Annotated in this window: 21 protein-coding genes; 7 read left to right on the top strand and 14 right to left on the bottom strand. The window is 67.5% G+C overall.

Annotated elements, in window-relative coordinates; genetic code table 11:
• Positions 1–51: 51 nt before the first annotated feature.
• Positions 52–1233, top strand: coding sequence for a TDT family transporter (locus I5Q34_RS33875; protein ID WP_199896343.1), 1182 nt, complete (start codon positions 52–54; stop codon positions 1231–1233).
• A gap of 136 nt (positions 1234–1369) precedes the next feature.
• Here the strand turns inward: I5Q34_RS33875 and I5Q34_RS33870 are convergent, their stop codons facing one another.
• Positions 1370–1753 carry a cystatin domain-containing protein gene (locus I5Q34_RS33870; RefSeq protein ID WP_199896336.1) on the bottom strand — a complete coding sequence of 128 codons (384 nt, stop codon included), beginning with the start codon at positions 1751–1753 and terminating at the stop codon, positions 1370–1372.
• Positions 1754–2239: 486 nt separating this feature from the next.
• Here I5Q34_RS33870 and I5Q34_RS33865 point away from each other — a divergent pair, with 486 nt between their 5' ends.
• Positions 2240–2935, top strand: coding sequence for a response regulator transcription factor (locus tag I5Q34_RS33865; protein ID WP_277965772.1), 696 nt, complete (start codon positions 2240–2242; stop codon positions 2933–2935).
• Positions 2936–3158: 223 nt separating this feature from the next.
• Positions 3159–4286, top strand: coding sequence for a sensor histidine kinase (locus I5Q34_RS33860; protein ID WP_199896335.1), 1128 nt, complete (start codon positions 3159–3161; stop codon positions 4284–4286).
• On the opposite strand, the gene I5Q34_RS33855 is transcribed toward I5Q34_RS33860, so the two are convergent.
• The 13 genes from I5Q34_RS33855 to I5Q34_RS33795 form a co-directional block, all read right to left on the bottom strand.
• Complete coding sequence (locus I5Q34_RS33855) at positions 4270–4920, bottom strand: DUF4255 domain-containing protein (RefSeq protein ID WP_199896334.1); 651 nt, start codon at positions 4918–4920, stop codon at positions 4270–4272. The genes I5Q34_RS33860 and I5Q34_RS33855 overlap by 17 nt on opposite strands.
• Before the next feature lie 157 nt (positions 4921–5077).
• Positions 5078–5683 (bottom strand): phage tail protein, encoded by a 606-nt coding sequence (locus I5Q34_RS33850; protein WP_199896333.1) that lies wholly within the window; start codon positions 5681–5683, stop codon positions 5078–5080.
• Positions 5680–7662, bottom strand: a complete 1983-nt coding sequence (locus I5Q34_RS33845; protein WP_199896332.1) for a putative baseplate assembly protein — start codon at positions 7660–7662, stop codon at positions 5680–5682. The genes I5Q34_RS33850 and I5Q34_RS33845 overlap by 4 nt, the downstream gene beginning before the upstream one ends.
• A complete protein-coding gene (locus I5Q34_RS33840) occupies positions 7649–8101 on the bottom strand; it encodes a GPW/gp25 family protein (RefSeq protein WP_199896331.1) in 453 nt (150 codons plus the stop codon). Before I5Q34_RS33840 ends, I5Q34_RS33845 begins: the two co-directional genes overlap by 14 nt.
• Before the next feature lies 1 nt (position 8102).
• Entirely contained in the window at positions 8103–8339 is a 237-nt protein-coding gene (locus I5Q34_RS33835; protein ID WP_267912077.1) for a PAAR domain-containing protein, read from the bottom strand.
• A 138-nt stretch (positions 8340–8477) separates the two neighbouring features.
• Positions 8478–10223, bottom strand: a complete 1746-nt coding sequence (locus tag I5Q34_RS33830) for a VgrG-related protein (RefSeq protein WP_199896329.1) — start codon at positions 10221–10223, stop codon at positions 8478–8480.
• A 52-nt stretch (positions 10224–10275) separates the two neighbouring features.
• Positions 10276–10488 carry a LysM peptidoglycan-binding domain-containing protein gene (locus tag I5Q34_RS33825; RefSeq protein WP_199896328.1) on the bottom strand — a complete coding sequence of 71 codons (213 nt, stop codon included), beginning with the start codon at positions 10486–10488 and terminating at the stop codon, positions 10276–10278.
• Complete coding sequence (locus tag I5Q34_RS33820; protein ID WP_199896327.1) at positions 10485–10910, bottom strand: hypothetical protein; 426 nt, start codon at positions 10908–10910, stop codon at positions 10485–10487. Before I5Q34_RS33820 ends, I5Q34_RS33825 begins: the two co-directional genes overlap by 4 nt.
• Positions 10911–10974: 64 nt before the next feature.
• The gene (locus tag I5Q34_RS33815; protein ID WP_199896326.1) at positions 10975–11445 is read right to left on the bottom strand and encodes a phage tail protein; all 471 of its coding nucleotides are present in this window, start codon (positions 11443–11445) and stop codon (positions 10975–10977) included.
• Between the two features lie 2936 nt (positions 11446–14381).
• A complete protein-coding gene (locus I5Q34_RS33810; RefSeq protein ID WP_199896345.1) occupies positions 14382–14534 on the bottom strand; it encodes a DUF6760 family protein in 153 nt (50 codons plus the stop codon).
• 2 nt (positions 14535–14536) lie between these two features.
• Entirely contained in the window at positions 14537–15004 is a 468-nt protein-coding gene (locus I5Q34_RS33805; RefSeq protein ID WP_199896325.1) for a hypothetical protein, read from the bottom strand.
• Positions 15001–15426 carry a hypothetical protein gene (locus tag I5Q34_RS33800; RefSeq protein ID WP_199896324.1) on the bottom strand — a complete coding sequence of 142 codons (426 nt, stop codon included), beginning with the start codon at positions 15424–15426 and terminating at the stop codon, positions 15001–15003. The genes I5Q34_RS33805 and I5Q34_RS33800 overlap by 4 nt, the downstream gene beginning before the upstream one ends.
• A 74-nt stretch (positions 15427–15500) precedes the next feature.
• Complete coding sequence (locus tag I5Q34_RS33795; RefSeq protein ID WP_199896323.1) at positions 15501–17159, bottom strand: phage tail sheath subtilisin-like domain-containing protein; 1659 nt, start codon at positions 17157–17159, stop codon at positions 15501–15503.
• Between the two features lie 392 nt (positions 17160–17551).
• On the opposite strand from I5Q34_RS33795, the gene I5Q34_RS33790 reads away from it, so the two are divergent.
• The 4 genes from I5Q34_RS33790 (at position 17552) to I5Q34_RS33775 (ending at position 22715) form a co-directional block, all read left to right on the top strand.
• Positions 17552–18196, top strand: a complete 645-nt coding sequence (locus I5Q34_RS33790) for an isochorismatase family protein (protein ID WP_199896322.1) — start codon at positions 17552–17554, stop codon at positions 18194–18196.
• A 455-nt stretch (positions 18197–18651) separates the two neighbouring features.
• Positions 18652–19305: a hypothetical protein gene (locus I5Q34_RS33785; protein ID WP_199896321.1), complete on the top strand. Its 654-nt coding sequence runs from the start codon at positions 18652–18654 to the stop codon at positions 19303–19305.
• Between the two features lie 759 nt (positions 19306–20064).
• Positions 20065–22299, top strand: a complete 2235-nt coding sequence (locus I5Q34_RS33780; protein WP_199896320.1) for a nitrate- and nitrite sensing domain-containing protein — start codon at positions 20065–20067, stop codon at positions 22297–22299.
• A gap of 32 nt (positions 22300–22331) precedes the next feature.
• Positions 22332–22715, top strand: a complete 384-nt coding sequence (locus I5Q34_RS33775; RefSeq protein WP_374193088.1) for a roadblock/LC7 domain-containing protein — start codon at positions 22332–22334, stop codon at positions 22713–22715.
• The last annotated feature ends 86 nt before the right edge of the window (positions 22716–22801 follow it).

The raw sequence follows: 22801 nt of genomic DNA, 5'->3' as shown, positions 1-22801 counted from the left end.
ATGTACCCATTGGTCAGCTGCTGCTACAGGAAGTCTCTGACCGGCGTGAGAATGATGGTCATGAACACCCTGACAGCGCAGCGACCCTCATCGGAGGTCCCCTCCCGGAGGCTGCTGCGCGACCTTGAACACCCCAGCCACGTCTTCCGGCACCTCGGACCGAACTGGTTCGCCTCGGTGATGGGCACCGGCATCGTGGCCAACGCGGCGGCCACCCTGCCGCTCCAGTTCCCCGGGCTGCGCACCGCCGCCACGGTGGTGTGGGCGTGCGCCGCGCTTCTGCTCGTCGTGATGGTCATCGCCTGGGCCGTCCACTGGGCGCGGCACCGCGACAACGCCCGCCGGCACGGCGCCGACCCGGTGATGTCGCAGTTCTACGGTGCTCCGCCGATGGCGCTGATGACCGTGGGCGCGGGCACGCTGCTGCTGGGCAAGGACGTCATCGGCCTGTCCGCGGCACTCGCCGTCGACTGGGTGCTGTGGTCGGCCGGCACCCTGCTCGGACTGCTGGCAGCCTTCGCCATCCCGTACCGGATGATCATCCGGCACCGTATGGCACCCGACTCCGCGTTCGGCGGCTGGCTGATGCCAGTCGTCCCGCCCATGGTCTCCGCCGCGATGGGCGCCCTGCTCATACCCCACGCCCCTGCGGGGCAGCCGCGGCTGACCATGTTCCTCGCCTGCTGCGCGATGTTCGGCATCAGTCTGATCGCCGCGCTCATCATCATCACGCTGATCTACTCGCGGCTGATGCACCACGACGCGCCTGCCGCCCGGACCGTTCCCACTCTGTGGATCGTGCTGGGCCCGCTCGGCCAGTCGGTCACCGCGGCCGGGCTTCTGGCGAACGCTGCCCCGTCCGCGCTTCCTGCCCCCTACGCCCAGGGAATGGCTGTCTTCGCCCTGGTCTTCGGCATCGTGACATGGGGATTCGCGATGCTGTGGCTGGCACTCGCGCTGGCGGTGACGGTACGGACCGCCCGTACCGGACTGCCCTTCAACCTCACCTGGTGGGGCTTCACCTTCCCTGTCGGGACCTGCGTCACCGGCACCACCGGCCTCGCCGCCCGTACCGGCGCCGATGCCCTGTCCGCGGTGGCCGTCGCCCTGTATCTGCTGCTCGTCGTGGCGTGGGCCGTCGTGGCGGTACGCACCGCACGCGGTGCTCTCCGCGGGCAACTGTTCCTGCCGCCGGCTCCCGTCGCCGTACCGGAGCCCCGGGCCGCGTCGTGACGCATGCTCCGGTGCCGGACGCGATGAGGCGCTGAGGCCGATGTCGCCAGGATCTGCGAGGGCCGACCACGGCTCCGCGGTTCCTGGCGGCGTCGGCGCTTGCCGTGGACTTCCCTTCCCAGGGACGCGCGTGGGGTCAGGCTGGCTTGAACACTTCCAGCTTCCGGAAGCGTTCCCAGGGTTTGACCCAGATCCGCGCTTCGTACAGCGCCGGGCCGACAGGACCCGTCGTCATCAGGGTCAGGGAGTACATGGTCCCCGCGACCAGTTGGCTCCGGGCCCGGACGACGTGGCTCAGTCGCACGTGCTGCCCGGATGCCTTGTTGTGTTCGTCGACGGCAAACGCGGCGGCGCTCAGCACCTCCGGACTGTTCACGAATGCCTCGGATGTGCCACCGGCGCGCGGCACGGTTTCTGTACGGTGCTTGTCCGGGATCGCCATCGAGGCGGCCATGGCCGCTCCGCCGCTCATGACGACCGCGACGAGGGCAACGGTGACGGCTGTGCTTCGGGTGCGCACTGGATGACCGGACCTCGATTCCGCACGAATGAGTCGGTGTGCCGCTGATCCGGTTCTCAAACGGCAAGGGCTTGCGGTTCGGCAGCAGAGTATCCGTCATCTGACCGGGCCCGGAGGTGCTCCGTTCACCCGTCGAGGGTGTATTTGGTCGGGACCGCGGTCCGCGCGGAGTTTCAGAGGCTCTCCCGGCCTGCGCGCGGTAGGTCGGGACTTAAGTCCTTTGCGTATCTGTAACAGGGAAAGAAACGGCAAGGAAAGGTAATGGGAGGTTCGGGTGTGTCTAAGCTGTTGCCCCCAAGAGGTTCTTGCCGAACGCCCTTTCCTCGCTTGAAAGTTGAGCGTCGGACGATTGGTCCGTGCCGGATGGAGGCAGGGAAAGCGCGGACTAACATAGTTTTAGAAGAAGGCGTGGCTCTGACGATGCCGGGGTGCCCCGCGTCGGCTCGGGCCTGTGCGACAACTTTGATTTCGAGGAAGTAGCAAGCAGTGAACGGGATTCACCCGACGAAGGCGCTGCGAGTTCTGATCGCGGAGGATGAACCCCTCATCCGTTACGCACTCCGCACCATGATCGAGTCGGCTGAGGACATCACCGTGGTCGGCGAGGCCGATGATGGTGCCGAAGCTGTCTCACTGGCCGGTGAAGAGCAGCCGGACGTCGTGCTGATGGATGTGTGCATGCGGCCGGTCGGCGGCGTCGACGCCACCCGGCAGATGCGCCGTGTCTGTCCGGAGGCGCGCGTCCTGATCGTCACGTCCCACTATGACGGCACCCTGGTCGGTGAAGCCCTGGAGGCCGGTGCCGGCGGATTCGTCCTCAAGACCGCCAGCCCCGAGCAATTGCTGAGGGCCGTGCGCACGGTCGCCACCGGGGACATGGTGTTCTCCAGTCCGGTCGGAACCGCGTTCCTGAACCGGTGCCAGGTGACCACCCACGCCCATACGCCGGTGACCGCGGACGAACAGGCCCGCCTGGCGACCCTCTCCCGCCGGGAGCTCGATGTTCTGGGCCTGCTCGCGGAGGGTCTCTCCAATGCCGACATCGCCAGGGTCATGTCGATGGCACCCGCCACCATCAAGACATACGTCTCCCGGATCCTGCGCAAGCTCCGGCTGGAGAACCGCACCCAAGCGGCCATTCTCGCTTATGAGGCCGATCTTTCGAAAAATCTTACGTGCTGATTCCTGAAGCGGCTTCCGTCGCGTGCAAGGGAAACGCAAAAATAGGCATGACGATATGTGAAGCCGTCCCTAGGGGGAATTTCCCGCAGTGATTTTCAGGCCTGCCAGGCACATGGCCAACCTCCCCGGGATCCGATGGGTCCATAGACTTCGGGAAAAATCTGATGGAGGTGTTTCTTCCTGGTATGCCGTTGCGTCGTGGAGCGGGCGTCATCCCTGGTTCATGGACGTCGTCGTGGCCGCCACGGTCTTTCTGGCGAGCCTGACATGGGCGGTCGACCCGACGCTCCAGAAGAGAGGGCTGCTGCACCATATCCCGGCGGAGATCGCCTGCACGGTCTTCGTCTCGTCCGTCTTCCTTCTGAGACGTCCCTGCCCGCTCTTGTGTCCGTTGGCGGGTGTCGGCCTCCTGCTGGCGACGGGCTGCCCGTACCCCATGGTCGCGGGATCGTTCTGGGTGGGGCGCAGGATCCACCGGGGGCTCTGGTGGGGGGTGTTGATCACCGCACTGAACCTGCTCGCCTTCGAGATCGCCTATCCCTACAGCGGGTTCTCCTGGCAGATGTACGACGGGGTCCTGAGCCCCTTCCTGCCTGCTCTGGCCGGCTGGGGGGCGCGACAGGACGCGATATCCAACCTCTTGCTCTCCGGGCGTCTCGAGTCCGCCGAGCGGAGGGCTGAGGAAGCCGCGCGCGAGATGGCGCACCAGGAACGGCAGAGGCTTGCCGGGGAGCTGCACGACACCATCAGTTTCCGGCTCAACACGATAGCCATGTACGCGGGCATCATCGAATCCCGTGAAGGGATCGACCGGCTCAGCAGGGAGCACGCGGAGTTGATCCACAACTCGGCTGCCTCTGCGGTCAGGGAACTGCACGTGTTGCTCGGCTTTCTCAAAGAGGGCGGGCACGATGCCGTGGCGAACGGGGTCAACCGCTACGTCAACGCGATGCCGAAACTCGTGAGGGAGACGATCGCGTCGGGCGCGAAGGTGGAGTTGAACATGACGGGTGTACCGCAACTCCTGCCGCGTGAGGTGGATCTCGCGGTGTACCGGCTGGTGCAGGAAGGGCTCACCAACGCCCTCAAATACGCCCGTGGCGCCGAGATCGAAGTGACCTGCGAAGCCCGGGTGGGCGCGCTGTCGGTCGCGGTGGTCAACACTGCGCCGGCGGCTTCCCACAGCCGCCACTCGGGTTCGGGATTCGGCCTGATAACCATGCAGGACCGGATCAAGAAGGCCGGCGGCAGCTTCAGCGCGGGGCCGACGGCCGGAGGAGGCTTCGCCCTGCGAGCCGATTTCTCCTTGCCCAGGGCAGCTGAGGCGCAAGCGCTCACCCGATCTCCGTGACGTTTCGCCCAGGACGTCCCGGCCTCCCCTGCGGTCGGGACACTGGCCTGTTCCCGTGAGTGGAGAGCTGGCGCGCCCGCAGCGCGGCGCCGCGGGTCGGCGCCGGCATCGCCTCGGTGGTCTGCCGCTCAAGCGGAACGGTGATCAGCAGGTCGAGTGCGGGGCGGGTGGGGATGCTCAGTGTCGTCCACAGGCGTGCCGCGGGGTTGTCCTCCGTGACGAGTTTCTCCTTTCCGGTGCCGCGCAGCCTCAACGTGAGGCGGCGGTTGCCGCCCTCGGGCAGCGTCAGTTCCTCGGTTTCGGCGCACCACTCCAACAGCCGCCCCAGCATGCGGTGTTCGTCCTGCACCGACTGGGCCCACACGGTGACCAGGTAGGACAGCCGGAAATGCCGGGGCGGCCTGCGGTATCCGACGACATTGCCCTCTTCGTCGACGACGCCGATGTTCCCGGCCTGGGCGCGGCTGTGGTCCTCGTCGACGGAGTGCAGAAAGGCATTGACGCAAGGGCCGGTGCGGCGTGCGATCCATGCCGAGTCGGGGGTGTCGAAGGCAACGGATATCCCGGCTCCCTGCAAGGGGCCCTGGAGCAGCCCATTCTTGAGGGCCGTGTCGACCTGCTGCACGATGTTCACTGCTCTTACCTTTCTTCAGATGACGGACCCGGCTGTTCTACGGGACACCGGAGTCGCAGGGGGGATGTGGCCTTCGCCTGCGGGGCCGTCCCGTACCCCCGGTCCGGGGCGGCATCGTCCGGGACGGCTTCCCGTACCGAACCGTGCCGCTCTCGTCTCACGCCACGACCGGCAATTCCGTCATATCCACGGCTGCCTGCACATGGGCGGGCAGCCAGTCTCGTACCAACGCGTGGACGTCCCGGGTATTCATGCCACTGGGCACGGCCACCCGTACGCGTACCCGGGGCGGTTGATGGTCGGCCGGGTCGTGCCCGAACCACTGGCCGTAGCGGGTCCCTCCCGAATCCTCGATGTCCACCTGCCCCCCGAGCACCTCGCGGATCAGCAGTTCCAGGCCCACACGTGTGCCACGCAGCCCCTGCAGCCGCACACCCGCCCGCAGTGCGTACCGCCGCCCGGCTTCCGGCACCGAGGCGGGCAGCGGTGCGCCGCTCCACTCGAGCATCCAGTCCAGGAAGTCGGCCGGCGCGGTACCTGCGGTGAAGTAGCCGTCGAGGCAGTCGAGTGTTTCCATGACGGGTGCCAGCACATCGTCGAAACCGGAGACGAAGCGATCCGCGAAGTCACCCTCGCGGTACACCGTGGGCAGTATGGCCAGGAGCGACCGGTAGCCGGGCACCTCCGAGGTGCGGAATGGTCCCGGCCGATGGCCCCGCTTTGCCGTCCCGTCCGCTACGGCGCCTTCGGACGAGTCCGTCATGACCCGCTCCCGCTTCGTTGCGAACCGGCCCCCGAACCGAAGGCGGTGACGGCGACATGATGGCGATAGGACAAGAACAGGGACGTCGGCTCCAGCTCGATGCGCTGAGCGGCGGCGGCGCGCTCACCGGAGGAGAGGTCGGCGGGATACATCTCCAGCTTCTCCACGGCCTCCACGCCTTCCACCGCGGTGACCGCCGCGTGGAGTTCACCCAAGCGCAACGGCCGTCCCAGCGGCCACCCTTGGCGATGCCTCCGGCCGGGCAGCGGACTGAGGAAGTCGTACAGCGCGTCCAGCACGCGCTCCCGCACTTCGTCGGGCCGTCCCCCGGAGGCCGCCTCGATCTGCGCCACCACGGTCACGCCCTGGTAGCCGGGACCGCTCACGGTGACCCGGGTGCCCAGCGGACGGCGTACGTCGATGGCGCCGGCCACGGCCGAGAGCATCTGCGACGACGGTGCGGCGGCCGACCAGTCCTCCCGCAACAGCCCGGCGGCGACGTCCGGAACAACCAGCACACGGACCGGGCCGTGCCCGTTCTCGGCGAGCGAGTCCGTGCACTCGATGCGCCCGGCCTCCCGGCACGCGCTGCGCGCGATCACGGTGTAGTCCCGGGCCGTCACCGCGCGCCGCTGCGTACGCAGCCACTGGGCCGCCCGGAGCTTGATCCCGTCAACGGTTTCGGCGTCCACCCCGCCGCCGGCCGCCACACGGTTCTCCACCTTGGCGATCAGCGCCAGTGGCGTGCGCAGCACGCTCAGCGCGCCCGGAGCGACATTGCCCGCACGGCCGCCCCCCTTGCGGTACTCCACCGCGCGCACGCGCGCCCCCGCCTTGGGCACCGCGCCGTACTGGCGGACCGTGCCGTCCGTGTCCCGCACCGCGGGCCCGAACCGCAGTTCCCCGGAGACCTCGTCGACGGTCACATGACGGTCCTCCGGCCCGGAATCGGAGAAGGACCCGACCGCGTTCCACTCCTCACGCCCCGAGGGGCCCTCGGTGACCACGGTGTGCAGCGAGCCGCCGGCGACCGGCGCCTGCCCGATGGGTATGACCTGGCCCGGCGTACCGTCGGAGGTGCCCAGTTCCTCGTACCGTACCGTCTCCCCGTGCACGCCGGAGGTGGTGCCGCCGATGGTGAACGCCTCCACCCGGGAGATCCGCGGCGAGGTCGCGTAACCGGGACGGCCCGGCCGGCCCTCGAGGACCCGGCAGCGCAGCCAGCCGGCCCGTCGCCTCCCCACCAGCGAGGGAGTGTGACCCTCGGGAACGTGCAGTACCACCTCGCCTGCCCGGTTGAGGCCGCCAGTGGTGTCACGGTCGACCTCGCACGGCTCCCAACGCTCTCCGCACCACGCCTCCCACACCAGGGGAGGCCTGACCGGGTCCACTCCCACACCCTCCAGTTCACAGTCCAGACGGAGTGCGACCGCGCACCGCGGAACGGCCTCCGTCAGACCGATGAGCAGGCTGTCCCCGGGGGCGGGCTGTTGCCCGAAGCAGGTCACGGGCTCACCGGCCTCGAACCGTTCGGTGACAAGCACCGCCGTGTGTCCGGCCTCGGCGGTGCCGATGAGCGCGAAGGTGGCGGGCACGATCTCGAGTCCACGGTCCACCGTGAACACGCATGCCGGTGCCCCGCCCGCGCGCGGTGTGGCGACCTCGGTTCCGGCGGGGACGGAGACGGAGGTCTTCTGCGGTGCCGACAACCAGAACGTGAGGTCGGTCACCGCCGCTTGAGGCGGCGTCAGCTTCAGGTCGAGCATGTCCAGGAAGCCCAGGTGCACCTTCTCGGGCACCCGGTTGATCCGGTACACCAGCTGATCCACCATCTGCGCGAATGCCTCGATGAGCGCTACACCCGGGTCGGAGACATTGTGGTCGGTCCACTCCGGGCAGCGGCGTTGGATCAGGCGCCTGGCCTCGTCGACCAGGTCCTCGAAACGGCGGTCGTCGAGATGCGGGCTAGGCAGGGGCATGGGTGTCTCTCTGCGGATGAACGGCGGACTGGTCGTCCGCCTCACGGCGTACGGGAATCACGTAGAAGGGGTAGACCAGGTTGCGGCTGCTGTTGGTGTGGGACAGGTGGTAGGCGACGTCGATGTACAGCACCTCTGGCGCCTCGGGCCGGGCGGTGACATGCACGTCGTCGACGACGATGCGGGGTTCCCAGCGCTCCAGAGCGCGCCGCACTTCGCAGGCGACAGCCCCCATGAAGGAGGCGTTGACGGAATCGAAGACGAAGTCCCGGATGGCGCAGCCGAATTCGGGGCGCATGGGCCGCTCGCCCGGATCGGTGCCCAGGATCAGCCGGATGGACTGGCTGATCTCCTCGTTGCCGTCGATCATGTTCATGCCCCCGGAAGGGCTCACGCCGAGGGGGAAGGCCCAGCCCCGGCCGATGAACGTGTCGGCCATCTCAGCCGCCGATACGGACGGTCGCGCTGCCGCCGACCACGGCCGCTCCACAGGGCAGCTTGTCGCCCATGCACGCGGCGGGACGGCCGCCGATCAGCACCGGCTTGACCATCGGCGTCGGGACGAGGGGGGCGGGGGGCAGCGGCGACGGCCCGTGCGGCACGGTGCACGCGGCCATCGCGGGGGCCACCGCCGCGGGGACGCCCTCGATCAGAACGGTCGGCATACCGGGTGGCATGACGGCTCCGGTGCCGGCGGGTACGGGAGCCGGGCTGGGATTGGGAACGTGTGACATGGCGTCACCGACGCGGGCGGCAGGCGGCACGGGGAGCGTCTCCTCAGATGAGCGAGTGGGGGGGGAACGAAGGGGAGGAAGTCAGTTGAGCTTGATGACAGAACCTTTGATCGTGCATATGCCGTTGCCCGACAGAGAGACATTGGCCTGTGCGTCCACAGCGACATTGGTCTGGGCCTTGACCGCGACCTGTTGCCCCGCGAGGCTGAGCCGGCCGTTCTTCGCGTCCAGGCTGATGTCGTCCCCCTCCAGGCTGATCTTCTTCGACTTGATGCTCACCTCGCCGTCGCTCTTGATCACGACGGTGGTGCTGCTCTGGTCCAGGTCGATGCGGAGCTTGCCGTCACCCGTGGCGAGCAGTACGCCGGTCGGGCCTCCGTCCGCGTCGAGCAACTCCATGCGCTGACCGGTCCGCGAGACGAAGGAACGGACGTTCGTGGCACCTTTCGACCCGTCGTAGAGGTCGCCGACCTGGTGCTTGCGCGGCTTGTGCCGCTGGTTGTAGAGGCCGCCGATGACATAGGGCCGGTCCAGGCAGCCCTGTTCGAAGCCCACCAGGACCTCGTCGCCCACCTCGGGGCAGACGATCCCGCCACCGGCGTGACCGCCGAGCTGTGCCGTACGCGCCCAGTCACTGACGTAATCCTCGTCCAGCCACGGGAACTTGAGCTGGACCCGCCCCTGTTTCTCAGGATCCTGGATGTTGGAGACCGTGGCGCAGACCAGGCCGGGCATGCGCGGGGCAACGGTCTCCGGGTCGCCGGTACGTCCCCCGTGTCCATCGGCGGCTTCCGGCTGCCCGTTATGGACCGTGACCTCGGTGAGGTAACGCGTGCCCCTGCCGAAACGATGCCGGGTGGACGTGATCGTGTAGGTGCTGTCGAAGCCCTCGCCGAAGCCGGCGAGCTTGACGGCCGACCGCAGCCGCAGCTCCGGCGCCCCGATGACCTCGGCGCGGAACGAGGTCCGGCTGGACGCCACCTCCCGCGCCATGGCGTCGGCGACCGTCTCCGCGCTGTGCTGGTCGGTGCGGGGCACCGAGTTCAGCAGCAGCGATTCACCCTTCACCAAGGAAGCCCCGGACGCCCACGGAGACGGCGCGCCCTTCACCTCGCTGACCGCGGCGATCGCCTGTCCCCGGTCCGGATCCCAGCCGCGGACCTGGACCTTGCTCACTTGATCGCGCAGAGAAGTGGTGGAACTGATCGCCAGGAGGTTCCTGCCGTACTGGAGGACCGTTGGATCCTTCGACGAGGGATCCGTGCCCGCCCTCCGGACCGGCTGGAAGCGCAGACTCCCCGCACGGACGAAGGCCTCGCGGTCGTTCTCGCGGGCGAGGCGGTTCAGGAAGTCCCAGTCCGTCTCGGTGACCTGGGACACGCGCTTGTAGACGATCGGGGTCTCGTCGATCCGCTGCGTGTCGATCCCCGCCTGCCTGGCGAGCTGCGCCGCGATCTCGCTCGCGGATTTCTCCACGTATACGGCGACGCGCCGGCCCCGGCGGAGACGGTGGGAGCGGTCCTCGGCATGCAGGACGGTACAGGTCCGGCCGTCCTTGCTGCGCACCTCGAATCCGGTGATCTCTCCGGTGAACAGCTCCACTCCGCGACTGTCTTCGGGGGACGGTACGAAGAGCTGCACCTGGGCTCCGAGGCGCAGTTGTGCGTCCGCCGCCGGCAGACCGAACCGCGGGTCGTGAAAGCCAAGTTCGCAGACGGCCGGAGCACAGCGGGACTCCCGGACCTCCGCCCAGTCCAGTGCCCGGGCCCATTCGTCGTGCAACGGCTTCTGCTGGACGCTGACGAGCGGCAGTGCGGGATGCGCCACGTGCCACAGCCTTTCTTCAGTCGAGTTTGTCGGTCACCAAAGGGGGGGCGGCTCAGCGGTCGTCCCGGCTCTTGACGCCCGCGGGCAGCATCAGCAGCCGGCCCGGGCAGACCCTGGTCGGGTCGTCGATACCGTTCAGCTCGGCGATTTCCCGCCAGCCGGAGGGATTCCCCAGCTGACCGGCGATGGCCGCGAGTGATTCGGAGCCGATGACGACGTGGGCACGATGCGGGACCGACGGACCCGGTTCCGCCGTCGGCGTCATCGCGACACCCCGATCTCCCGCAGCTCCAGCCTGCACAGGGCTCGCTGGAGGTCGCCTGCGGCCGAGAACCTCGTGTAGAGCACCTCGACCTCGTTCAGGAACCACCAGAACTCATTGAGCTTGAGCGATCCCCAGCTGAACCTGATCCACGGCGGTGAAGGTCGCTTCCTGCTGATGCTGCTCTTCGTGGGGGCGCACCAGGAGAAGAGCTTCTCCACCTGAGCGTCCACTGATTCCTGGCGGTTCCCCTGGTCCACCAACAGCAGCTGGAAGGTCAGCTCACGCGGCTGCGGCCCGATGAACTCCGGTGCGGTGGCAGTCGGTTCGTAGCACGACTCGTGGTATTCCCACTTGGCTCGCTTGACGACGCTCAGCGGGGAGGGATTGAACGGCAGTTCCATCCGGTCCGACTGCCTGGCCACTCCTCCCGGCGCGGTCGGTGGCTCGTGACAGAGCAATGTCGCCCGCTCCGCCTGGGCCGGGAACTCACGCGCCATGGAGAGCTCCCTCCGTGAGATCGACCATCTCGAGGCTCTCGTACGCGATCTCCAGCTTCTCCGTCGTCACCTGGAGCTCCTCGTTGATGTCCAGCACTGATACGGCCCAGGAGACTGGCATCACACCGTTGAGCTTGATGTCGATCAATGCTTTGTCGGAGGCGTCGGAAAGCCTGATCTGGCCCGTGAACCCGGAGTTGTTGTCCACTGCGTCCTTGAGGAAGCTCATGATTTCGACGCTCAGCGGGGTGTACGGTCGGTACAGAGTCAGCGGCGGATACTTGAGCCGTTTGGGGAAGAGCCGGTTGACGTGGTTGTTCCCGCCCTCCGCGTAGTCCTCCACCTCCACCACACAGGCCAGGCCTTCACAGCGGGTGAATCCCGTCAATGAAATCTTGTCGAACGTTACGTCAAACTTCCAGCTGGTGCTTATCTGCCCGGGTTCAATAACTTTTGCCATCGTGCCGAATCCTTTGCATCGCTGAATTTTGTGCTGTGTGCCCCGGCTTCCTGTAACCGGAATCCGGAGAGCCGGAGCATGCGCCGAACCCGGGCAGGGTCTCGACGTTGCCGGTCACCTCGTGGGCGGGAGCGACCGGTATGTACTGAGCACCTTGCGGCTGTGGAGAACTGGACAGGTGGGATCCGAGCAACGGCAGTACCGTGATGCCACCTGTCACGGTCCATTCGCCCGTCGCGGAGGTGAACTCCGCTCCCGATGATGGGTACGGCAGCGGGGCGGGGCGGCCCGCAGAACGGGGAGTCACCGGGGGCGCGAACTCCGCGCGGGACCTCGTCGGCAGCGTTGGCGCGGGGGAGCGGACCGCCGAAGGGGAACCGGTTTCTTCGTCGACCGGCATGTGGGCCCCGTCCGATGCGGATTCCCTGCCGGACGGCGGGAGGGTGATCCGCTTGGGGACGCCGACCGTTGGCGCGTCTGTGTCACCTGACAGTGCCTCGGAGACGACGCCTGCGGATGGTCCGTCCGGCGCCGGACGGGCACGGGCACCAGGTGTGTCCTTCGGGGGATCACGCCTTTCCTGACCAGCGGCCCCGGCGGCGGTTGCCGGATCGGTTGTCCTCCCCGGGGTGGGCAGGGCGTCGAGGGACCGGCCGGGGGGAGCGGCACCAGGTGCGTCCGATGAGCTCTTGCCCCGCGTGGATCCGTTCGAGTGTTGCCAGACGAACCGGCTGTCGGCATCCGGGAGCCGTGTCAGTACCGAGGAGGCCGCCTCCACGTACGCTCTGCTGTTCTGCGAGGTGGATGCCGGGCCCCCATCGAGGTAGGGCGAAGCGAGCTCCCGAGCGCGCATGCGATGCGCACTGGCCTGACCCAGAGCCTCGTATGCCCCCACCGACAGGGCCTGTTGACGAGTGGACAAGGCCATTCCTGCGCTCCGGGCCGCACGTCGCGACCGGACCGGTGCTTCGGCGGCCCGCACTGCGAGCCTTCGAAGAGCAGCCACGAATGGTGTCCCGCCGCGATGCCACACAGGTACGCAGACCTCGGGCGGGTCCTCGCTGGATCTCTTCCGTACTACGGATGTCCCTTGCAGGGCAGACGCTTCGCGACTGCGGGGGATCTGCGGGAGGCTCTCCTCTGCAGGAGGTGCCAATGGGTGATGCCATGTGATCGGCAGCATCGGCGTCGGCCTGGAGACGGTGTCTCCGGCGGTCTGTCCCAGATCGGTGAACGTCGCTCCGTCCTGGCGTGTACCGGCGAGGCGCGCCACTCGTACGACACCAGCGACAGGACGAGTCTGCGAACCTTCGCGACCTGTGTGCGGCACCAACGCCACACTGTGTACCTCTTCACCCCGCTCCTTGAGAGTGCGAATGTCTTTGAACTGAGGCACCGGGCCGGTCGCGTCGAATGCGTGGAAGCATCGACTTGTATTGCGGCTCGTGCCATGAGGAGGCCACGCTGTGCGGCCGGTTCCGGTGACCAGCGACAGCACCATCGGCCGAGGCCGGCGGGTGTCCTTCACCATCGGCTGGATACGTCGGGTGTGGTCCCCCGGACGATCGCGAACGGTGGGCCGGTCCTCTGCGACGCAACGCGACTCCGTGCCCGGCGGTTCCGCGTCCTGTCCGGGCGCAGCCGTAGAGACGGTGCCGTTCCGCCCCGGCTGCTGCCCGCCCCCATGGGCTGCGATTTCTCTCTGGCCCGGGTGCGACGGGCGGGCGTTGTCCGTCTCCAAAAGCCTGGATCCGGCCATACGGACGGAGCACTGCGGAGCCCGCTGCGGGGCCAACGGCGTCCTTGTGGCCACGACTGCGGTACTGGCGGAAGGCAGCACAGGACTGGTGCTTGGCTCGCGCCGAGCGGGTCCGGTTCCGGGCAGCGCGGCCACCTCGGCGTCGGGCTCCCCGTGGCGCGTGGCGGATTCGGACAGCGCCGCCACTCCGGTCAGGGAAGGATCCGCCTTGCGAGTGTGGCTCCGTCCGGCGCCATCGGCCACAGCGGGCGAAGAAGTCGTCCGCTTCCCGCTGGCGTCATCATGCGGTTGGCCTCCGGCCTTTTTTCGGCCCACGGGGTCGCAGGACTTCGGCGCCCGCTCGGGGAGCGCCGACTCACGGTTCCTGCTACGAGTTTCGAGCTCGGTACGGTGCCGGGCCGGGACACCGGCCGTCGTCTGCCCGGCCCGTTCCGGGGCGATCTCCGCCTGTGCCTCGTCGTACTTCTGTGCCTTCCTGTCGACCGTCAACTCTTGGGGTACGTACCGCTGAACAGTTCTGTCGCGAAGTGCCTTTTCCAGCCGACTCGCGTAGGGGTCTTCTCGTGAGGCGGACGGCTGCGCCGTACGGGACGGGAGGTCCGCCGGCGGCGTGGCCAGCGGACGGCGAGGGGGCGGGGGAGCGCTTGACGCGGGACGCTGCGCCAGGAGGGGAGTCTGGTGCCGTCCGTTGCGAGCTGGAGAGCCGCGATGCCGAACAGACTGCTCGACCGCTGGGATGTGCCGCTCGTTCCGGTCCTCCTGCGGAGCATCAGGGACGAAGGCCGGCGCATGGTCTGCCGCGGAGGGAAGAGACTGGGCGAGCGGGGCCCCTGGTAGGTGCGGGGCTCCCACCACGGGACCGTTCGACGCGCCGGGTACAGCCCAGTACAGCGGGGCCGCCCGACGGAACCGTACGGTTCCCGGCCGCCGCCATCCGGCAGGCGGTGCGAAGACCGTCGGCGGGCACGGGGAGATGCACAGCCCGATGCCGCCCCGGTTGATCCGGGGGTCCCGCCAAGCCACCGGTCGTAGGGTGCGGCGGGGCCCTGCCGCGCGATGCAGGGAGCCGGTCCGCAGCAGAGGGCGATCGGGTGTCACCTCTGCTCGCTTCCCGTCGATGGGGCGTACGCGGCTCGTCTGGTGCGAGCCGTCGTCGGCGGACCGGCCGAACACTGTCCTACTCCCTTCTCATCAATTTGTTGATGGCGCTGATTTCGCTGATGTAGCGGTGGCGGTCTCCGTGTTCCATGTCGAGGATGTCGGCAGGCGGCCAGTGGAAGTGATGGGCGATGTACGCGATCTCCCGATAGAGGTCGTCGACCGCGTACACCGTCATTCCCCCAGGCGGCTGCCCATGTCGACGGGGAAAGCGTGATCGCACTCGGGGCAGACGGCCCTGGGGGCCGTTTCCCCGTCGGCGTTGATGCTCTCGTAGAGCCGTTGGAGGAACGCCACGTCGGCGGCGAACATCCCCTCGACGACATCGGCCTGGATGTCCGTGAGTTTTCCGAGACGTGGGATCACCTGGGCCAGCAGGACCACCGAGAGGTACTCGGGGTTCTCCCGCACCCGTGGATCGCGCGGTGCGAGGAGCTCGTCGCGGGCTGTCGCCAGCCGCATGACGCCCTCCTTGTGGAGGTTCCCGGCCGGGTCCACGTATCCGCGAGGGAGGGCGAAGGGGAACTCCGTGACGAGGCGCGGCAGGGCTTGCTGCCCGGCGCCCGGCGAGTCCGGCCGACTGTCGGTTTGCTCCCGCGGGGACTCGCCCGCGGGCGCCACCTCGGTTACACGGCGCCTCAAGAGCCGTCCTTAAATTCCACTTTGTCGGCGTACGTGTAGAGCAAGTTGTACGTGGTGGCCGCGTCATCCGGCTCGCTGGCGTCGAACGTCAGATCTTTGCCGCCGTCCACTTTCTGCAGACCGTGGAGGGTATAGGTCTCCGTGATCTGCTGGGGCCCGGTGGTGGTACGGGTGATGGTCGCCGAGCTCGCCTCATTCGGCTCCCAGTCCTCCATGGACCGCCGGGCAGCGATGTCGGCGTTGAGGACAGTGAAGGTGAGGGTGCCGCCCGGCGTTTCCTGGACAGCTCCGTAAGTCGCCGGGTTCCCGTTGGTGTCGCGGTACGACGTGGTGGACTCGGCCGATTTGTTCTTGGTGATCTTAAGGTTGGTCACCATGGTGAAATGGACTCTGTCGACGTCGACTACGAATTTGTCGGGCATGGGTATTCCTTGTGTTCTCGGTTTGCTTTTCGCTGCGGCGGACCCGCACCGAAATCTGCTGGCTCAGCCTGCGGTCACTCGTCGGATGAGTCGCTGCCGCTCGACTGGGAGAGCCGGAAGACCACGAACTCGGCGGGTTTGACCGGCGCGACGCCGATCTCACACACGACCTGGCCGGCGTCGATGACCTCCGGCGGGTTGGTCTCCGCGTCGCACTTGACGTAGAACGCCTCCGACGGGGAGGAGCCGAACAGGGAGCCATTGCGCCACTCGTTGAGCAGGAAGGCGGTGATGTTGCGGCGGACCGCGGCCCACAGCCGCTCGTCGTTGGGCTCGAAGACCACCCACTGGGTGCCCTGGAAGATGGAGTCCTCCAGGTAGTTGAACAGTCGTCGCACGTTCAGGTAGCGCCATGCCGGGTCGCTGGAGAGCGTACGGGCGCCCCAGACCCGGATCCCCCGGCCCGGGAAACTGCGGATGCAGTTGACGCCGACCGGGTTGAGCAATTCCTGCTCGCCCTTGGTGACTTGCAGGGGAAGGTCGAGGGCGCCGCGCACCACTTCGTTCGCGGGAGCCTTGTGCACACCGCGTGCGGCGTCGCTGCGGCCCCACACGCCGGCGACATGCCCGGACGGCGGCACCAGTACGCCCTTGCCGGTGTTCGGATCGGCGACCTTGACCCATGGGTAGTACAGCGCCGCGTACTTGGAGTCGAAGCCGGCCTCGTTCTGCCGCCAGTCGTGCACTTCCGACGGAAGCAGGTCCGGCAGGGGGTCGATGATGGCGACGCGGTTCGCCATGTTCTCGCAATGACTGATCATCGCAAGCTGTACGGCCTTGACCTGTTCGCGGCTCAGCGCGCCTTGCTGGTACGCCGCCATCAGGTCGGGGGCGGCGAGCATGGTCACCTCGTCGATCGCCTCCAGGCCGGAGAGACCGGACCGCTTGGCGACGTCACCGACGTAGCGGCCCACCGACGACTGTTCCTGCCCGGCCTCGCCCTGTCGGCCGGTGGGAGTGGCCGCCGGTGCGGAGGGAAGCGCGAGTGCCTGATTCTCCGGGAGCGCCAGTACGCCGCCCTGAGCGGTCGCGTTCTCCACGATGGAGATGAACTGTGAACGCTCACGGACCTGCGTGACCACGTACTGGGCCGAGGTGCGGTCCGTGGAGACATCGAATGCCTCGACCTGCTTGCCGGCGGCCTTGACGACGAGCTGGTAGCGGTCGGGGCTCCCGGCATCCGCGCCACCGGGCGTGCCGGGGGCCTCGGCCGTGTCCTTCGCGCCGCCGGCCTTGCGGGTCTTCGACAGCGGATCGGAGGCCCGTTGGACCTCGATGCTGATGTCCTTGCTCGCGGCCGCGGGCAGGGCCGCGACCTGGAAGCCGCCCAGGGACTGCTGTGGCGCGGCCTGCAGAGCGCGCGGGGCAGAGACGGAACCGCTGCCGATTCCGGCGGCTGGAGTGTTCGGGCGGTCACCGACGCGGACGACGTAGCAGGATCCGCCGCCATTGGCGAAATACCCGTACACCGACTGGGCGAGGTAGGAACCTTCGACAAAGTCGCCGAAAGTGGTGGAGAACTGATTCCAGTTCGACACTCGAACCGGCTCGTTCAGCGGGCCCTTTTCCGCGAACCCCACAAAGGCTGCCACGGAGGTGCCCACCCCCTGGATGGGGCGCGAACCGCCGTCCGACTCCTTTACGTAGACACCAGGAGACAGATAATTGACCACGCGTGTACTCCAGCCTGTTCCGTTGCGGCTTCTCTGACTTCACACTGCCACACCGCACGGTGCGCAAGGCAGTGTCCGGAGGCCGTAATTCGATCTTGTATTCCTTCGGGTACCGCGCATCAACCAACGTTAGATAAAACGGTGGTTGGTATTGGCTGGGCGACAACTCATGTTCCTTCGGCGGCTGGTAGGTGTTGAATTCACCCTGGACGTATGAGGAGACCGTGCCCGCGCCCGAAGCGCATCTGACAGCCTGTGAGAGGCAGAGCGCCACCGGATTCCGATCGGCGCCATCGCCGCCTCGGCAGGGTGCCCGAGCACGTCACGCGCCTGGCGACTGCCGCCACAGTTCCCGCTCCCGCCGGCGCACAGTTCGAGAGGCTCCATCTGCTATGGCGATCCCCACCTTCGATCCCGACGACATTCTGGCCCTGCCGGATGCCGCGACGGACATGGACGACTGGCTCGTCGAGCCCGATCGCGCGGTACTGCTCATACACGACCTGCAGAGCCACCCCTTGGACGCCCTGACGAAGGGTGGGGCGCCCCTTGTCCAGTCGCTCACCAACATCGGGCGGCTGAAGAGGGATTGCGCCAGGTTCCGCATCCCTGTCATCTATTCCGCCCGGACTGGACGTCAGGGTTCTGCCGAGTGGGGCATTCAGGAGGATGTCCGGAATCATGGAACCCCTGAGAGCCCCCAGGCCAAGGTCATCGTCGACAGCATTGCCCCCACAGCGGGCGATATCGTCATCCCCACATGGACGCACAGCGCGTTTGCCCGTACGGACCTTGCCGATCGGATGGCGCGTTCCTGCCGTGACCAGTTGATTCTGGTCGGTTTCTGCCCCCGCACCGGCATCACGACGACTGCCTGTGACGCGTGGATGCGGAATATAGAGCCGTTCATCGTCTCGGACGCCATTGCGGGCGACCCTGCCGACAACGATGCCATGACCCTGCCCTGGGCCGAAGCCAACTGTCCGGTCACCACTACCGACGAGATCTTCGCCGGCCTGGACTTCGAGGGGTGGTGAACGTTCTGCATCCCGAAAACTCCTCCGAGGTCCGGGCCGCCTGGAGATCTGCCACCATCTGTCCGGCCTGTGGCGTGGTCGTCGCCAACGAAGCGTTCTGCGCCGCGTGCGGAAGCTACATGCCGACGGTCGAGCCGCCGGCCAGTGAGCCTCCGCAGCCTGCGCCTGCGGTTGTACCCACACCCGCGCCGGTGCCGACTCCGCCCGCTGCGCTGCCACCTGGTGGTCACGAGCCCCGTCCGGCACCGGACCGGGCGCCGGGTCCGGAACGGGCCGCGGACATGCCCGTCACCGCGACGGAACCACCACCACCACCACCGCAGCCGCCGGCCGCCGCTCCGCTCTACCGGAGTCACGTGCGGCCAGGGCAGCCACGGCGGCAGTGCTCGGAGTGCGAGACCGAGAACCCGCTCACTCGTACCTATTGCATGCACTGTGCTGCTGTTCTCGCACCGGTGGAGGACGACGACGGCCCCCTCACCTGGCGTCGGCGCTTTGCCGAATGGCGTGAGGCGCGCCCACGGGTATGGCACTGGGACCGCCGCCGCATCGTCGCGGCCTCACTGGCCACCGTCTTCGTCGTCGGCGCGGTCGGCGGTGCGACCTCCTGCGCGGTCAAGGGAACCGCATACGCCGTATCCCGCGTCGAGGACCGCTTCACCTCGCAGGTGCAGGAAGTCCCCACCAAGGTTCTGGCATCGAGCGAGCGCAAGGGCTTCCCCGCGGGCGCCGCGGCGGACGGCGCGGACAACACGTACTGGTCCCCGGACGCCGATCTGGGCACAGCCTCCGGAGAGTGGTGGCAGGCGACGTTCGACCGTCCGTACAGACTCACCACCCTGGTGCTGTTCATCGGTGCCGCCGAGGATCCGAAGGAATTCCTGAAATCCCCGCGGCCGACGGACGTTTCGGTGACGGCTTTCACCAGGAGCGGTGACCTTGTCACCAAGGACCTGAACCTGGCGGACCAGCCCGGCCATCAGGATATGTACTGGGGACTTGACGATGTAGTAAAGATCATGATCAAAATTAAGAAGACCCGTGCGGGCTCCGATGCGTCCCGACCGCTGGCAGGTCTCACCGAGGTCCAGTTCTTCACTCGTAAGTGAGTCACTCTCCCGCGATATGTCATCCCGGGACTGTACGGTCCGGTTATCGAATGGTTCTTGGGGGTCAGTACCCGGGAAGGACGGAGCATTCGGGGCTCGCCAACAATCCGAGATGAGGTCGTTACTTGTTTTCTTCTCTCCTCAAAAAAGTCCCCATGATGGATTTCGCGAAGACGGGGCTTCCGGACCCCCTGAAGCTCTTGCGGGAGCACGGGACTCCTGCCCGTCAAGCGGTTGAGTCGGCCGGGAGTGGGTTTATGGGCCAGGCGTCCCATGGGTTCCAAGCCGCTCGCCAGGCGGCCGAGTCGGCCGGGAGCGGGCTCATGGGCCAGGCGTCCCATGGAGTCCAAGCGGCTGGGCACGCGGCCGAGTCGGCCGGGGGCGGGCTCATGAGCCTGATCAACTCTGCTCCTGGGCTCCTGGCTCTGCTGAAGGCCCTGCAGTAATCGTTCGTGGAACGTCGATCGGCGTGAGTACGGGCGCCCTCCGGCCGGACGGCCGGAGGGCGCTGTTCGGCCGCTTCCGCTTCACCAATGTCCTTCGGCCGACCCTCCATCAACCATGGGTGACTCCGGTACTGCCTTTTGGGGGCGCATACGTGTGACACCCCGACCCTAGGATCGAAGATCTCTCCGGCGTTGAAACAGCGCTGGCGGTCATACCTGATTCGAAGGTCTTCGTAGTTTGATGACGGCTAAAAAAATTCCGCTGTTCTCGCGGGGACGCGGCAGGACTCCTTGGCGGGCAAGTCGAGGAGGAATGGCATGGGCGCCGAAGGACTGGCGGCTGTCGGTGCGCATGGCCATAGTGCTGATGCTGCCGCTTGTCCTGGCCGTATCGCTGGCAGCGCCGCGTATCAAGGGCTCCCTGGAGCAGGCCGACCGGATGGCGCGGGAGGAGAAGGTCGCCGGTCTGGTGCTTTCCGCGACCGAACTCGCCCATGCCCTGGAGAATGAGCGGGATGCCGCCGCGTCGGGAAAGCGGGCGGTGGCCGATGATGTCGGCACGCTGCGGGCGGCGACCGACCGTGTGCTGGCCGAATATTACCGGCGGAGCTCCGTCGAAGGCACCGCCGGCGGACTCGGGCAGCGGCTGAAAGAGGCGGAGCGCGCGTTGCGAGGTCTCTCCTCCCTGCGCATGCGAGCTTTCACGGCGCTGAGCCCTGTCGCGACGGAGACCGCGTACAGCGGGATCATCACGCCCTTGCTCGGTCTGACCATCGAGGCAGGTTTCGCGAGTGGTTCCGATGGCCGGGCGCTCTATGCGCTGTCCGTCGGCCAGGCGTCCGTCTCCAGCCAACGGGCCTTGTTGAACGCGGCGTTCACCCGCGGCCGGGCGCTGCCCAAGGAGACCACGGCCGTGGTCGCCCAGGAGGGCTTGCAGGGGCTGGTGTTCAAGGAGTTCCAGTCCGCGGCGACGCCTGAGGACCGTGGGTCGTTCGCCCACAGCGTGAATCCCGACCGCCTCGCGTCCCTGGTCAGGAAAGCCGTTGGCACGCCGCCCGCGGTGCTGGGCGGAGCGTTGATGCGGGACTGGCACAGCACGGCGGACAGGGTCCTGGACGGTCTGCACCGTCTGGAGATGCGCATCGCCGAGCGGATCCTGGGCAATGCCGTGAAGAGCCAGTCCGAGGCCCGGCACAAGGCCGTCATGGAGGGCTCCCTGGTGGGGGCGGCACTCCTGCTGGCTGTCGGGCTCGCCGCCTTGATCGTCCGGTCCACGGTGAAGAAGCTGAGGAAACTGCGCGGCACTGCTCTCAGAGCGGCCAGGCAGCAGCTGCCGGAGCTGGTCACGGCATCCACCGAACGGCACCCGGGCCGAGTGGTCCCACAGCCCGTGGTCATCGATCTCGGTACACGTGACGAAGTCGGCGATGTCTCCCGGGCGTTCGCGGCCGTCTTCGACGAAGCCGTCAAGCAGGCCGGAGAACAGGCCGAACTCCGGGCCAGCGTGGGCACCATGCTTGCCTCCATGGCTCGGCGCAGCCAGACACTGGTGCACCGCCAGCTCGAAGTGATCTCGGAGCTGGAGCGGACGGAGGCCGATCCGGACAAGCTCAAACGGCTCTTTCGCGCCGATCACCTGGCCACTCGTATGCGACGGTACGGCGAGAATCTGCTGGTGCTCGCGGGCGAGAGCCCCGGCCGGATCCATCAGGAACCGGCTTCCCTTCTCGATGTCGTGCGTGCGGCCGGTGCGGAGGTCGAGCGCTTTGACCGCATCCAGGTGCTGACACTGCCGGAGACGTCAGTCCTGGGCCCCGTGGTGCACGATCTGACCCACCTTCTCGCGGAACTGCTGGACAACGCCATCCAGTACTCGGACCGGACCGACGGGGTCGCTGTGTCGAGCCGTATCACGCTCGCCGGTGATCTGGTCATCGAGGTCGATGACAACGGAGTGGGAATCGACGCGGACGAGATGGACCGGCTGAACGAGATCCTGGAGCGGACGCCGGTGATGGATGCGGAGATGACGCGCTGTATGGGCATGTACGTCGTCAGCCGGTTGGCGTCCAAACACGATGTCCAGGTACAGCTGCGTTCCGTCGGCAAGGGATGCACCGCCGTGGTGACCGTCCCCGCGCGGATGCTGGCCGCCGCCCCGGACGGGGTGCACGGGCAAGCGCCGCATGTCCCGCGCGTCGCGGAGAAGCCCCCCGCCTACGTACCTGCGCAGCGGTCGGCTCCCGGGCAAGCGACTCTTGACGGGCCGCCGGCGAACAGGACTCCGGACAGGAAGACCAAACCGGCTGCACCCATGCCGGTGACCCCCCATGGGCTCCCTCGAAGGGTGCCCCGGGCCTCACTCAACAAGGACGCGGAGACGACGGGCCCGCTCGGGGAGAACGGCACCGCACCACAACCGGGCAGAACGCCGGAGGAACTGCAACAACGGATGGCCAGCTTCCGGGGTGGATCCGAGCGCGGGCGACAGGAGAGCGTGCGGGACACCTCCGACAACAATGATGAACTCGGGAACGGTGCCCTATGAGACAGGACAGTGCCATGCCTTCCGTGGGTTGGATGATCAGGGACTTCGTCGAGGCGACACCTGGCCTGCGCGGGGGAGTGGTCGTCTCCTCCGACGGGCTGACGCTCGCGCAGTCGGGCGATTTCAGCGAGGACGACCGGGACCGGCTCGCGGCCGTGGTATCCGGAATCATCTCCTTGTCCAAGGGCGCGTTGAGCATCTGCGGTGGGCAGCGGGTGAACCAGACCATGGTGGACATGGACGGGGGCTTCCTCTGCCTCATGTCGATCTCGGAGGGTTCCACGCTCGGTCTTCTGACCCGCGCGAGCTGTGACATCGGACTGATCGCCTATGAGGCCGCGCGGCTCGTCGACCGTGTGGGGCGCGCCATGACGCCGGCCGTACGGGCGGAACTGCGTCCGATGCTGCTCAACTGACGTCGAATCGGCCCGTGCAGTGCCCGCTGGGCTTAGAGGTCATCTCATTTGGTGAGTCTGCGGTAGCAGATGAGGGTGGCGGCGAT

This window comes from Streptomyces sp. AV19 (genome assembly GCF_015999245.1).
Taxonomy (GTDB): domain Bacteria; phylum Actinomycetota; class Actinomycetes; order Streptomycetales; family Streptomycetaceae; genus Streptomyces.
This window is presented reverse-complemented; position numbering and strand designations above follow the sequence as displayed.

Bases quoted from the DNA above. Each gene is read 5' to 3' on its own strand.
- I5Q34_RS33875 (WP_199896343.1), top strand. From the start codon at position 52: ATGATGGTCATGAACACCCTGACAGCGCAGCGACCCTCATCGGAGGTC.
- I5Q34_RS33860 (WP_199896335.1), top strand. From the start codon at position 3,159: ATGGACGTCGTCGTGGCCGCCACGGTCTTTCTGGCGAGCCTGACATGG.
- I5Q34_RS33850 (WP_199896333.1), bottom strand. From the start codon at position 5,683: ATGACGGACTCGTCCGAAGGCGCCGTAGCGGACGGGACGGCAAAGCGG.
- I5Q34_RS33845 (WP_199896332.1), bottom strand. From the start codon at position 7,662: ATGCCCCTGCCTAGCCCGCATCTCGACGACCGCCGTTTCGAGGACCTG.
- I5Q34_RS33840 (WP_199896331.1), bottom strand. From the start codon at position 8,101: ATGGCCGACACGTTCATCGGCCGGGGCTGGGCCTTCCCCCTCGGCGTG.
- I5Q34_RS33835 (WP_267912077.1), bottom strand. From the start codon at position 8,339: ATGCCACCCGGTATGCCGACCGTTCTGATCGAGGGCGTCCCCGCGGCG.
- I5Q34_RS33825 (WP_199896328.1), bottom strand. From the start codon at position 10,488: ATGACGCCGACGGCGGAACCGGGTCCGTCGGTCCCGCATCGTGCCCAC.
- I5Q34_RS33815 (WP_199896326.1), bottom strand. From the start codon at position 11,445: ATGGCAAAAGTTATTGAACCCGGGCAGATAAGCACCAGCTGGAAGTTT.
- I5Q34_RS33800 (WP_199896324.1), bottom strand. From the start codon at position 15,426: ATGCCCGACAAATTCGTAGTCGACGTCGACAGAGTCCATTTCACCATG.
- I5Q34_RS33790 (WP_199896322.1), top strand. From the start codon at position 17,552: ATGGCGATCCCCACCTTCGATCCCGACGACATTCTGGCCCTGCCGGAT.
- I5Q34_RS33780 (WP_199896320.1), top strand. From the start codon at position 20,065: ATGGCATGGGCGCCGAAGGACTGGCGGCTGTCGGTGCGCATGGCCATA.
- I5Q34_RS33775 (WP_374193088.1), top strand. From the start codon at position 22,332: ATGATCAGGGACTTCGTCGAGGCGACACCTGGCCTGCGCGGGGGAGTG.